Source organism: Saccharothrix carnea (genome assembly GCF_003014735.1).
Lineage (GTDB): Bacteria > Actinomycetota > Actinomycetes > Mycobacteriales > Pseudonocardiaceae > Actinosynnema > Actinosynnema carneum.
In genome coordinates this window covers 127,781-139,858 of sequence record NZ_PYAX01000003.1, presented here as the reverse complement: position 1 = coordinate 139,858, position 12,078 = coordinate 127,781, and the positions used below count along the sequence as shown (strand labels likewise).

General features: G+C 70.4%; 14 protein-coding genes. 5 read left to right on the top strand and 9 right to left on the bottom strand.

Features of this window, described 5'->3' with window-relative positions; translation table 11 throughout:
* Positions 1–14: 14 nt before the first annotated feature.
* The gene (locus tag B0I31_RS08895; protein ID WP_106614864.1) at positions 15–704 is read right to left on the bottom strand and encodes a YqeB family protein; all 690 of its coding nucleotides are present in this window, start codon (positions 702–704) and stop codon (positions 15–17) included.
* A 54-nt stretch (positions 705–758) separates the two neighbouring features.
* On the opposite strand from B0I31_RS08895, the gene B0I31_RS08890 reads away from it, so the two are divergent.
* The gene (locus B0I31_RS08890) at positions 759–1,400 is read left to right on the top strand and encodes an HAD family hydrolase (protein ID WP_106614863.1); all 642 of its coding nucleotides are present in this window, start codon (positions 759–761) and stop codon (positions 1,398–1,400) included.
* A 101-nt stretch (positions 1,401–1,501) separates the two neighbouring features.
* On the opposite strand, the gene eda is transcribed toward B0I31_RS08890, so the two are convergent.
* A complete protein-coding gene (gene eda, locus B0I31_RS08885; RefSeq protein ID WP_245949768.1) occupies positions 1,502–2,140 on the bottom strand; it encodes a bifunctional 4-hydroxy-2-oxoglutarate aldolase/2-dehydro-3-deoxy-phosphogluconate aldolase in 639 nt (212 codons plus the stop codon).
* A complete protein-coding gene (edd, locus tag B0I31_RS08880) occupies positions 2,137–4,002 on the bottom strand; it encodes a phosphogluconate dehydratase (protein WP_181320069.1) in 1,866 nt (621 codons plus the stop codon). Before edd ends, eda begins: the two co-directional genes overlap by 4 nt.
* A 227-nt stretch (positions 4,003–4,229) precedes the next feature.
* On the opposite strand from edd, the gene B0I31_RS08875 reads away from it, so the two are divergent.
* The 4 genes from B0I31_RS08875 to B0I31_RS08860 all read left to right on the top strand — a co-directional run bounded on the left by B0I31_RS08875 (position 4,230) and on the right by B0I31_RS08860 (position 8,047).
* Positions 4,230–4,526, top strand: coding sequence for a hypothetical protein (locus tag B0I31_RS08875; RefSeq protein ID WP_106614862.1), 297 nt, complete (start codon positions 4,230–4,232; stop codon positions 4,524–4,526).
* A 118-nt stretch (positions 4,527–4,644) separates the two neighbouring features.
* A complete protein-coding gene (locus tag B0I31_RS08870) occupies positions 4,645–5,406 on the top strand; it encodes a hypothetical protein (RefSeq protein WP_106614861.1) in 762 nt (253 codons plus the stop codon).
* A 9-nt stretch (positions 5,407–5,415) separates the two neighbouring features.
* The gene (locus B0I31_RS08865) at positions 5,416–7,293 is read left to right on the top strand and encodes a fumarate reductase/succinate dehydrogenase flavoprotein subunit (RefSeq protein WP_106614860.1); all 1,878 of its coding nucleotides are present in this window, start codon (positions 5,416–5,418) and stop codon (positions 7,291–7,293) included.
* A gap of 1 nt (position 7,294) precedes the next feature.
* A complete protein-coding gene (locus tag B0I31_RS08860) occupies positions 7,295–8,047 on the top strand; it encodes a succinate dehydrogenase/fumarate reductase iron-sulfur subunit (protein WP_106614859.1) in 753 nt (250 codons plus the stop codon).
* Between the two features lie 47 nt (positions 8,048–8,094).
* Here B0I31_RS08860 and B0I31_RS08855 read toward each other — a convergent pair whose 3' ends face one another.
* The 6 genes from B0I31_RS08855 to B0I31_RS08830 form a co-directional block, all read right to left on the bottom strand.
* A complete protein-coding gene (locus tag B0I31_RS08855) occupies positions 8,095–8,517 on the bottom strand; it encodes a type II toxin-antitoxin system VapC family toxin (protein WP_106614858.1) in 423 nt (140 codons plus the stop codon).
* Positions 8,514–8,771: a type II toxin-antitoxin system Phd/YefM family antitoxin gene (locus B0I31_RS08850; RefSeq protein ID WP_106614857.1), complete on the bottom strand. Its 258-nt coding sequence runs from the start codon at positions 8,769–8,771 to the stop codon at positions 8,514–8,516. The genes B0I31_RS08855 and B0I31_RS08850 overlap by 4 nt, the downstream gene beginning before the upstream one ends.
* A gap of 74 nt (positions 8,772–8,845) precedes the next feature.
* Positions 8,846–9,571: a ferritin-like domain-containing protein gene (locus B0I31_RS08845; RefSeq protein WP_106614856.1), complete on the bottom strand. Its 726-nt coding sequence runs from the start codon at positions 9,569–9,571 to the stop codon at positions 8,846–8,848.
* The gene (locus tag B0I31_RS08840) at positions 9,568–10,773 is read right to left on the bottom strand and encodes an MFS transporter (protein WP_106614855.1); all 1,206 of its coding nucleotides are present in this window, start codon (positions 10,771–10,773) and stop codon (positions 9,568–9,570) included. The genes B0I31_RS08845 and B0I31_RS08840 overlap by 4 nt, the downstream gene beginning before the upstream one ends.
* Positions 10,774–10,847: 74 nt before the next feature.
* Entirely contained in the window at positions 10,848–11,438 is a 591-nt protein-coding gene (locus B0I31_RS08835) for a TetR/AcrR family transcriptional regulator (RefSeq protein WP_181320068.1), read from the bottom strand.
* Positions 11,439–11,468: 30 nt separating this feature from the next.
* Complete coding sequence (locus tag B0I31_RS08830) at positions 11,469–12,026, bottom strand: hypothetical protein (protein WP_106614854.1); 558 nt, start codon at positions 12,024–12,026, stop codon at positions 11,469–11,471.
* Positions 12,027–12,078 lie beyond the last annotated feature (52 nt).

The window sequence follows — 12,078 nt, the reverse complement described above, 5'->3', positions numbered from 1 at the left end:
CGTCGGCGCCTGCCTCAGGGCAGCGGGCGGGTCAGGCGCCAGTACTGGCGCTTCTTCTCCTCGCGCACGACGACACCGAGCCTGCTCAACTCGTCCCGCAGCTCGGCCGCGTCCTCCTTGTCGTCCTTGCGCAACGCCTCGGCCCGCACCTTCAGCAACGCGTTCGCGCCCGGCGGGAGGTCGGGCGTGCCGTCGACCCACCGCCGGTAGTCGTCCCGGTACGGGTCGCCGTCCAGCCACTGGTAGCCGTGCGTCTGGAACGCCTCGGCCAGCTCTTCCGGCTTCAGGTCGTGCGTCTCCCGCGCCAACTCGCCGGTGTCCACGCCGAGCAGCACCAGCTTCTTGCCGTCCAGGAACACACCGGACACCAGCGTCCGGTCGAAGCTGCGGTGCCTGCCGCCCCGCAGCAGCTCGACGCCCTCGTTGAACACCTCGACCACCAGCCGCTCGTGCGCCGCGATCCCGGCCACCAGCAACCCGAGCAGCGCTCCCGCGGCCACCGAGCCGATCGTCCCCCACGGCTCCGGGATCGACGCCAACAACCGGAACGGCCCCTGCAACGGCGCCCACTCCAGGTCGGCCACCCACCCGGCGTGCGCCTGCAGCCTCCACACCACGAGCGCGCCCAGCAACGGGAACCCGACCGACACCAGCGCCACCTGCCCGCGTGGCTCGGCGACCACTGTGGTTCGTCGCGCGTCCATCCCCCACTACCTCCCCGAAAGTGAGCACCCAACCTATCGCCGTAGCCTGATCGAGTGAGGATCAGGGCCGATCACGTCGTCTGGGACTGGAACGGCACGCTGTTCGCCGACAACGACGCCGTGCTCGCCGCGGTCAACCGGGTCTGCGTCGACTTCGGCCACCCGCCCGTCACGCTGGAGCAGTGGCGCGAGACGTTCAGCCGCCCGGTCAAGGACTGCTACGAGCGGATGTTCGGCCGACCGCTGACCGCCGCGGACTGGACCCGCCTCGACCTCCTGTACCACGCCGAGTACCGGGCCTTGATGGACCGGTGCGGGCTGGCAGTCGGCGTGCCCGACCAGCTGGCGACGTTGCGCCACACCCAGTCCCTGCTGTCGATGTGGTTCCACGACGAGCTGGTCCCGCTGGTCACCCGCTTCGGCCTGCACGAGCTGTTCCGCCGCGTGGACGGCCTCAAGGCGGCGGGTGACGGCGGTTCGAAGGCCGAGCACCTCGCCGAGCACCTGGACGCCCTGGAGCTGCGCCCGAAGGACGTCGTGCTCATCGGCGACGTGGCCGACGACGCCGAAGCCGCCCGGCACGTGGGCGCGCAGGTCGTCCTGGTCGCCACCGGCACCAGCTCGCGCCAGGTGCTCGAACGGACCGGCGCCCCGGTCGCCGACTCGATCCCGGACGCCCTCGCCCACCTGGCCTGACCAGCGCCCCGGCCAGGCGCGCCGCCGCGAGCCACCGACACGACAAGGGGCGCCTCCCACCGGAAGGCGCCCCTCGTGCTGCTTAGAAACCCTTGTGCTGCTCAGAGAGCCGAAGCGGCCCGGGCCAGCTCTTCGACCCGCGCCCAGTCTCCCGCCGCCAGCGCGTCCTTGGGCGCCAGCCACGACCCGCCCACGCAACCGACGTTCGGCAATGCCAGGTAGTCCGGCGCGGTCGCGGGCGTGATGCCGCCGGTCGGGCAGAACCGCAGGCCGGGCAGCGGACCGCCGATCGACTTCAGGTAGTCCACGCCGCCGGCGGCCTCGGCCGGGAAGAACTTCAACGACGTCAGCCCGCGCTCGGCCAGCCGCATCGCCTCCGACACGGTCGCCGCGCCCGGCAGGAACGGCAGCCCGGTGTCCTCGGCCGCGTCCAGCACCCGGTCCGTCGACCCCGGCGTCACCAGGAACGCCGCACCGGCCTTGGCCGCCTGCTCGGCGTGCTCCGGCGCGGTCACCGTGCCCGCGCCGATCACGATGCCCGGCACCTCCGCCGCCACCCGCTCGATCGCGGCCAGCGCGGCGGGCGTGCGCAGCGTCAGCTCGATCACCCGCACACCGCCCCGCAGCAGCGCCTCCGCCAACGGCACGGCGTGCGCCGCGTCGTCCACGACGACGACCGGGATGACGGGCGACAGCGCCAACAAGTCGGCCGCCGTGGCGTGCGCTGGGGCGTTGGTCACCGGGACACCTCCTGGTTGAACTGGCCTTCGAAGTGCGAGGCCGCGATCGGTCCGAACACGCTCGCGCCCCGGTCGGCCGGCCCGACCGCCCGGCGCAGCGCGGCGAACAGCTCCCGGCCCGTGCCGGTCCACGCCTGCGCGTCCGGCGGGAAGTCCACCAGGTCGCGCGCGGCCAGCTCCGCCGGGTCCACGAACACCTCCAGCGTGCCGGTCTCGGCGTCCAGCCGCAGCACGTCGCCGTCGCGCACGCGGGCCAGCGGACCGCCCACCGCCGCCTCCGGGGTGAGCTGGATGGCGGCCGGGATCTTGCCCGACGCACCGGACATCCGACCATCGGTGACCAGTGCGACCTTGAAGCCCCGGTCCATCAGCACGCCCAGCGCGGGGGTCAGCTTGTGCAGCTCGGGCATCCCGTTGGCCTGCGGGCCCTGCTGCCGCACCACCACGACCACGTCCCGCTCCAGCTCACCGGCGTTGAACGCGGCGCTGAACGCCTCCTGCGAGGTGAACACCCGCGCGGGCGCCTCGACGACCCGGTGCTCCGGCTTGACCGCCGACACCTTGATCACCGCGCGGCCCAGGTTGCCCGCCAGCATGCGCAGGCCGCCATCGGCCGCGAACGGCTCCGACACCGGGCGCAGCACGTCGGTGTCCAGCGAGTGCGGCGGCCCGGGACGCCACTGCAGCACGCCCTCGACCAGCACCGGCTCCTGCCGGTAGCGGTCCAGCCCGTCACCGGCCACGGTCTTCACGTCGGCGTGCAGCAGGCCCGCGTCCAGCAGCGTCGAGACCAGGAACGACACACCGCCCGCGGCCTGGAAGTGGTTGATGTCCGCCGAGCCGTTCGGGTAGACGCGGGCCAGCAGCGGCACCACCGAGGACAGCTCGGCGAAGTCGTCCCAGTTCAGCTCGATGCCCGCGGCCGACGCGATCGCGACCAGGTGCATGGTGTGGTTGGTCGACCCACCGGTGGCCAGCAGCGCGATCACGCCGTTGACCACGGACTTCACGTCCACCACGTGCCCGATCGGGGTGTACTCCGCGCCCCGGCTGATCTCGACCGCGCGCCGCGCGGCCTCTTCGGTCAGCGACTTGCGCAGCTTGGTACCCGGCGGCACGAAGCTCGCGCCGGGCAGGTGCAGGCCCATGACCTCGACCACGAGCTGGTTGGAGTTCGCCGTGCCGTAGAACGTGCAGGTACCGGGGCTGTGGTAGGACTGCGCCTCGGCTTCGAGCAGGTCCTCGCGGGTGGCCTTGTTCTCCGCGAACAGCTGCCGCACCCGCGCCTTCTCCGAGTTCGGCAGGCCGGAGCTCATCGGGCCCGCGGGCACCAGGATCGCGGGCAGGTGCCCGAACGACAGCGCGCCGATGAGCAGGCCGGGCACGATCTTGTCGCAGACGCCGAGCAGCAGCGCCGAGTCGAACATCTCGTGGGACAGGGCGATGCCGGTGGCCATCGCGATGACCTCGCGGCTGAACAGCGAGAGCTCCATGCCCGCGCGGCCCTGGGTGATGCCGTCGCACATGGCGGGCACGCCGCCCGCGAACTGCGCGACGCCGCCGACGGCCCGTGCCGCGTCCTTGATCCACGCCGGGTACTCGTGCATGGGCTGGTGGGCGGACAGCATGTCGTTGTACGCGGACACGATCGCCACGTTCGGGCGACGCAGTGCACGAAGGAGGTCTTTGTCACCGCCCGTGATCCCGGCGAAGCCGTGCGCCAGGTTGCTGCACGCCATGTCGCGGCGGGCGGGGCCCTCTTGCTGGGCCTGGGCGATGCGTTCCAGGTAGGCGGACCGGCCGGCGGCGCTGCGGGCGGCGATTCGAGCCGTCACTTCGGCGACGACGGGATGCACGCTCATGGTTCGCTGTCTCCGGTGGTGATCACGGGCCGTGGTGGGCCCGGTGGGACGACAGCGCTGGCGTCGCACGGACGGACGTGACAGCAGGCACACTATGTCACGACACATGATCGTGACAAAAACGATTCAGATGGTGGGACGCGACCCGGGACACACTGTGGTTCTTGTCACAGCGGCTTCCGCTTGGCAGAGTCGGCACACAGATCGACCCGAGGGAGGTGCTGACCATGACGTCCTCAGAGATCGTGGAGCTGCGGCGGGCGCTTGGCCAACTGCGCCACTGCGTCGGCGGACTGCGCGCGCGGTACGGCGACGTGGCCGCGGTGCAGAGGCTGGCCAACGACATCGAACGCCTGGACATCGACGCGACCGAGCTGCTGGACCTGGACAGCACGCCCCGCCAGCGCCAGGCGCCGCGGGTCGAGCGGGAAGTCGTCGTCGTCCCCGACACGCCGTACGACCCGAAGCTGTGGCACGACGCCGACGACGAAGGGCTCGGCGGCTACCGCAGCCATCGAACCTGACCCGAGGACGAGACCGGCCCCCGCGTGCGAACGCGGGGGCCGCTCCCGTTTACGGGCCGGTTATGTGTCCCAAACCACAATGTGTCACGCACCACAACGACGTGGAACGAGGTGAGGTATGAGGGCGCAGATCGCCCAGCGCACGTTGCGCACAGACCGGTGGTGGCTACCGCCGCTGGCGACGTTCGCGGGCCTGCTCCTGATTTCGATCTACGCGGCCGTGCGGACCTTCATGGGCGACCACTACTGGGTGGACGAGTACCGCTACCTGACGCCCATGTACTCGCCGTGCCTGACGGAGGAGTGCCTACCCAACGCGGCGCACTTCGGGCGGCTGCTGCCCGAGCTGCCGGGGTTCCTCACCCCGCCGGTGATCATCATTCCGTTCCTGCTCGGCTTCCGCGTGACCTGCTACTACTACCGCAAGGCGTACTACCGGGCGGCGTGGATGTCCCCGCCCGCGTGCGCGGTGGCCGAACCGCACGCCAAGTACACCGGTGAGACGCGCTTCCCGCTGATCGCGCAGAACCTGCACCGCTACTTCTTCTACGCGGCCTCGCTCCTGCTGCTGATCAACGTCTACGACGCGTTCTACGCCTTCAGCACCGGCATCGGCCTGGGCAACATCGTGCTGCTGGTCAACGTCGGCCTCCTGGCCGCGTACACGCTGTCGTGCCACTCGTGCCGCCACATCGCGGGCGGGCGGCTGAAGCACTTCTCCAAGCACCCGGTCCGGTACTGGGCGTGGACGCAGATCTCCAAGCTCAACGCCAAGCACATGCAGCTGGCGTGGGCCTCGCTGATCTTCGTCTGCGTCACGGACCTCTACGTCGCGCTGGTCGCCTCCGGGACGATCGCCGACCTCCGATTCGTCAACTGAGGAGTGGTTTTGCCCGAGCTGGAACGGCATTCGTTCGACGTGCTCGTGATCGGTGCCGGCGGTGCGGGGCTGCGCGCCGCGATCGAGGCCCGCGAACACGGGATGCGCACGGCGGTGCTGTGCAAGTCGTTGTTCGGCAAGGCGCACACGGTGATGGCCGAGGGCGGTATCGCCGCGGCCATGGGCAACGTGAACTCGAACGACAACTGGCAGGTGCACTTCCGCGACACGATGCGCGGCGGGAAGTTCCTGAACAACTGGCGGATGGCCGAGCTGCACGCCAAGGAGGCACCCGACCGGGTCTGGGAGCTGGAGACCTACGGCGCGCTGTTCGACCGCACCAAGGACGGTCGGATCAGCCAGCGCAACTTCGGCGGCCACGAGTACCCGCGGCTGGCGCACGTCGGCGACCGCACCGGGTTGGAGCTGATCCGCAGCCTGCAGCAGAAGGTGGTGTCGCTGCAGCAGGACGACTTCGCCGAGACCGGCGACTACGAGTCGCGGCTGAAGGTGTTCCAGGAGTTCACCGTCACCGACCTGGTGCTGGACGACGGCCGCGTGGCCGGCGCGTTCGGCTACTGGCGCGAGTCCGGCCGGTTCGTGCTGTTCGAGGCGCCCGCCGTGGTGCTCGCCACCGGCGGCATCGGCAAGTCGTTCAAGGTGACGTCGAACTCGTGGGAGTACACCGGCGACGGCCACGCCCTGGCCCTGCGCGCGGGCGCGTCCCTGATCAACATGGAGTTCGTGCAGTTCCACCCGACCGGCATGGTCTGGCCGCCCTCGGTGAAGGGGATCCTGGTCACCGAGTCGGTCCGCGGTGACGGCGGTGTGCTGCGCAACTCCGAGGGCAAGCGGTTCATGTTCGACTACATCCCCGAGGTGTTCAAGGACAAGTACGCCGACAACGAGGCCGAGGCCGACCGCTGGTACGCCGACCCCGGCCAGAACCGGCGGCCACCGGAGCTGCTGCCGCGCGACGAGGTGGCGCGGGCGATCAACTCCGAGGTCAAGGCCGGTCGCGGGTCCGAGCACGGCGGCGTGTTCCTGGACGTGTCGACCCGCCTGCCCGCCGAGGAGATCATGCGGCGGCTGCCGTCGATGCACCACCAGTTCAAGGAGCTGGCGGACGTCGACATCACCGCGCAGCCGATGGAGGTGGGGCCGACCTGCCACTACGTGATGGGTGGCGTGCAGGTCGACCCGGACACGGGCGCGTCGTCGGTGCCGGGGCTGTTCGCGGCGGGCGAGGTGTCCGGTGGCATGCACGGCTCGAACCGGCTGGGCGGCAACTCGCTGTCCGACCTGCTGGTGTTCGGGCGTCGTGCGGGCGCGGGCGCGTCGGACTACGTGGGCGGGCTGTCGGCTCGGCCGGTGTGCTCGGACGAGGCCGTGGCGGAGGCGGAGCGGACGGCCGTGGCGCCGTTCTCCGGTGCGGACGGTGGCGGTGAGAACCCGTACACGCTGCACATGGAGTTGCAGCAGGCGATGAACGACCTGGTCGGCATCATCCGGCGGGCCGAGGAGATGGACCAGGCGATCAAGCGGCTGGAGGAGCTGAAGCGGCGGGCCGCGACCGTGGTGGTCGAGGGGCACCGGCAGTTCAACCCCGGCTGGCATCTGGCGCTCGACCTGCGGAACATGCTGCTGGTCAGCGAGTGCGTGGCGCGGGCCGCGCTGCTGCGCACGGAGAGCCGCGGCGGGCACACGCGCGACGACTTCCCGGGCATGGACGCCGAGTGGCGGCGCAAGCTGCTGGTCTGCCGGTCGGCGGGCTCGTCGGTCGAGGTCGTGGAGGAGCCGCAGGTCCCGATCCGGTCGGACCTGCTGGAGCTGTTCGAGCACAGCGAGTTGCAGAAGTACCTGACCGCCGACGAGCTGGAGGGCTGACATGGGGTACCAGGGGCACTTCAGGGTGTGGCGCGGTTCGGACGAAGGCGGTGGGCTGGAGGACTTCACCGTCGAGGTCAACGAGGGTGAGGTCGTGCTCGACGTCATCCACCGGTTGCAGGCGACGCAGACGCCCGACCTGGCCGTGCGGTGGAACTGCAAGGCGGGCAAGTGCGGGTCGTGCTCGGCGGAGATCAACGGCAAGCCGAGGCTGCTGTGCATGACGCGGATGTCGGTGTTCGCGGAGGACGAGACGGTGACCGTGACGCCGATGCGCACGTTCCCGGTGATCCGCGACCTCGTCACGGACGTCTCGTACAACTACCAGAAGGCGCGTGAGATCCCCGCGTTCAAGCCGCCGGCCGGCGTGGCACCGGGGGAGTACCGGATGCAGCAGGTCGACGTGGAACGCTCGCAGGAGTTCCGCAAGTGCATCGAGTGCTTCCTGTGCAACAACACGTGCCACGTCATCCGCGACCACGAGGAGAACAAGGAGTCGTTCGCCGGGCCGCGGTTCCTGATGCGGGTGGCCGAACTGGAGATGCACCCGCTCGACCAGGCCGACCGGGTGCAGGAGGCGCAGTCGTCCCACGGCCTCGGTCTGTGCAACATCACCAAGTGCTGCACCGAGGTGTGCCCGGAGCACATCAAGATCACCGACAACGCGCTGATCCCGATGAAGGAACGCGTCGCCGACCGCCGTTACGACCCGATCGTCTGGCTGGGCAACAAGCTGTTCCGCAACAAGTCCTGATCCGCCCGCCCTGCCCGGGCCGCACGGCCGGGGCAGGGCGGCTCGGTTCACGTCTTGTCGACGGTGGTGAAGGGGTTCAGGAGCCGTGCGCCGGTCGACGCGACGTCGCCGACGTTGCGGGTGACCAGCGTCCACCCGTGCACGAGCGCCGTTGCCGCCAACAGGCCGTCGACGACCGGCACCGCGTCGGGGACGCTGATTCGTCCCCAGGCTTCGGCGACGTCGGCGGTGACAGGGACGATCCGGTCGCCGTAGACATCGACCAGTTGCCCCAGCCACCGCTCGTAGACCTCTGCCTGGGTTGAGTCCCGCCGAGCCAGCCGTTCGATGCCCTGTCTGATCTCACCGACGACCAGCACGCTGAGGAACAGCTCGCTCGCGGGAACCGCCTCGAACCAAGCCGCGACGCCGGGGTTCGGCGCCTTCTTGCGGATCTCCGACACCACGTTCGTGTCGAGGAGAAAGCTCACTCGTCCTCGCTCAGGTCGACAACTCGTGCGGGTGCCGGCGACCGGCTGATCTCCAGGTCGACGTCGGAAGCAGATCGGAGGAACGCCTTGAAGTCCTCACCGCCGCCCCGGAGACGCCGGTACTCGGCGATGTCGATGACGACCGCGACCTCCTCGCCGTGCCTGGTGACGAACTGCGGGCCGTCGGTCTCGACCGACCTGATCAGCTCGCTGAAGCGTTGTTTGGCTTCCTGCAACTGCCAGTGTCCGTTCATAGCGGCCTCCAGCTATCTGTCTAGACAGACTAGATGGCGCCAGCCCTCTTGGCCACTGTCCCGTTTACGGGAAATCACGACCCGATCGTCTGGCTGGGCAACAAGCTGTTCCGGCGGTCCTGAACCGCGGTCAGGGCGGACTTGAACAGGACGGCCACGTCGGTCACGAACCCGCGTCGCGTCACCCCCAGGTGGCGCAACGCGGGGCCGTGGTCCCAGGCGACCACGACGACCGCGCCGGCCAGCAGGACCCACCAGACCCCGGTGACGGCCGTCCGGACCGGGCCCGGCCACCCGGCGAACGAGTCACGCAGCCGCAGGCAGTGGAACGGCACGTGCCGCTCCTCGTCGGCGAGGATGCGGCCGGCCACCTCGGAGGTCAGCGCGTCACCCGCGCCGTCCCGCAGCGCCCGGTAGTAGCGCAGCGCCACGACCTCGGCGATCAGCAGCACCATCAGCTCCAGGCGCAGCCCCAGCGCCCGCCGCAGCCGCACGAACACGACGTCGGACCAGTGGCTCTTGATCGTCGTCGCCCCGGCGGAGGACAACAACAACTCCAGCAACCGCGCGTGGTTCTGCTCTTCCTTCACGAACAGCCGCACGGCCCGCCCGTAGTCGCCGCCACCGGCCTTCGCGATCAGGTTCGCGCCGTCACCCGCCTCACCGACCTGGAACCGCTGGACGCTCCGCACGATCGCGGGCCGCAGCCGGGCGCGACCGGCGAAGTCCGGGTCACCGACCTCCTGCCGCCGCCGTGCCGCCGCCTCGAAGTCCTCGACCCAACGCCCGAAACCGCTCACGTCCGTCCTCCCGTCGTCGTGCCGTCCAGGATGGACGGTTCGACGGGCGGAGCCGGTGTGGATCCGGTGGAGGCTTTGTGGAGATCCGGGAGCAGGCTGACGAGCCCGAGCACCGCGAGCCCCACGCCGAGCCACAGCGGCGCGCGCAGGCCGTGGTCGGTGATGAGCAGGCCGCCCAGCCACGAGCCGATGATGATGCCGAGCGTGATGAACGAGCCGTGCACGGTGTTGACCAGCGGTCCGGCGCTGCCCGTCCGCTGGACCCGGGTGACCAGCGCCGGGTTCATCGTGACGCCGACCAGGCCGATGCCGAGCAGGCTCACCACGGCGGGCAGCTTGGCGTCGGCGAACAGGGCGAAGCCGGTGAGGAAGAGGGCGTTGAGCCCGAGGCCGGTGACCAGCGTCGGCAGCGCGTACCGGTCGGCGAACCGGCCGACCACGTGGTTGCCGACGACCGTGGCCGCGCCGTAGGCGACGAGCAGCAAGGGGACCGTGCCCGTGGCGAAGCCGGTGACGTCGGTCAGGATCGGGTTGGCGTAGCTGAACGCGGCGAACGTCGCGCCGATGACGAACGTGCTGGTGGACAGCACCAGCCACAGCTTCGGCCTGGCCACGGACCGCAGTTCGGCGCGCACGCCTCCGTCGCCGCCCGCGCGGTCCAGCCGGGGCACGCCCGCGACCGTGGCGGCGGCGGCCACGACGGTGAGGACCGCGATGGCCCAGAACGCCGCACGCCAGCCCAGGTGCCCGCCGATGAACGTGGCCAGCGGCAGGCCGAGCAGCGTGCCGAGCATCAACCCGTTCAGCACGGTCGCGGTGGCCCGGCCGCGCAGGTTCTCCGCGACCAGGGCGGCCGTCACCGACAGCGCCACGCCGAAGAACGCCTGTGCCGCCGCGCCGGTGATGACGCGGGCGACGAACATGACGCCGTAGCCGGTGGCCGTGGCGGCGAGGACGTTGCCGGCGAGGAAGACGGCGAACAGCGTCATCAGCGCGGGCTTGGGGCGCAGGCGGAGCATCAGCACGGTGAGCAGCGGTCCGCCGATCGCCATCGCGGCGGCGAACGCGGTGATCAGGTAGCCGATCTCGGGGATGGTGACGTGCAGGCCGTCCGCCATCTGCGGCATGAGTCCGGCGACGACGAACTCGCTGGTCACCATGGCGAAGATGCCGAGGGCGAGCAGGTGGACGACACGGGGCATTCCGGTGCTCCTATTTTGTATTGATCTGTCCAAAACTCGGGCAGCGTTGTGCGGCGTCGGGACCTCAGGTGTCCTTACAGGGCTTCGAGCGCGGTGTCCGCGATGGCCTTCAAGGTCGGGATGTCCGCGCCGCCCTGCCCGGCGACCCGGATGCCCGCGATGACGGCGTTGAGGAACCGCGCCAGCTCCGCCGGATCGCGCCCGGACCTGAACTCACCGTCCCTCAGGCCGGTGGCGATGACCGCCCGGAGTGCGTCGAGCCTGCGTCGCTGGTCGCGTTCGACCAGCTCGGCCGCCTCGCGGTCCCGTCCGGCCAGCTCCACGGTCGTGTTCACGGTCAGGCAGCCGATCCCGCGATCGTCGCGCCGGTTCTCCACCTCACCCGCGATGATCGCGTCGAACAGGCCGCGCAGGCGGTCCTTCGGTGACCGCGTCCCGTCGTCGAGCAGTGCGATCTGGCCGGCCGTCATCAGCTCGGTGTAGCGGATGAGGGCGCGTTTGAAGAGCTCGTGCTTGCTGCTGAACGTGTTGTAGATGCTGCTGCGCCCCAGCCCGGTGGCACGGCACAGGTCTTCGGTGGAGGTGGCCTCGTAGCCGTTCACCCAGAACGTGCGCATGGCGGCGTCGAGCGCCTGCTCCTCGTCGAACTCCTTGGGCCGGGGCACGTGGCACACGCTAGCAGGTTTTGGAACGACCTATCCAGAACAGTCCGTCAGGCGCACCGCCACCCACAGGAACACCTTGGGATCACCGAGACCGGAAGCGGTGAGCCACTCGGCCGCCACCCGCGCCTCACCCTCGTCCTGGATCAACCCCCACCGCCCGGGCCGGACGCCGGTCGCCTCCGCGACGTCGTTCACGAGACCGCCGAGGCAGGTCCACGTGTGCCAGATGCCCGAGTCGTAGCCGACCAACTCGAACCCGAGCACCTCACCACCGGGCACGGCCTCAGCCCGGGCCAACCGTTCCGGCAGCCCACCGGCCGCCACGTCCCAACCGCCCTCGGCCACGTCCTCCAGCACGGCGGGGACGTCCTGGGCGGCCATCCCCACCGCGAGCACGTGCAGGCCGTCCCGGCGTGCCCTCCCGGCGGACCCCAGGTCACCGAACCACTCGTCCCAGTCGTTCGGCGTGACCACCGTCGTGACGCAACCGCTCATCGACACCAGTGCGCCTTCCGGCAACCCGGCGTCCTGCCAATCCCGCCGCCCTTCCCGCGCCGCCACGCGGTACCCGGCCAGGACGTGCGCCATCAGTCCCACCTCCGGCCGAAGCGGCCAGTTCGTCACCGCACGTACAGCCGAC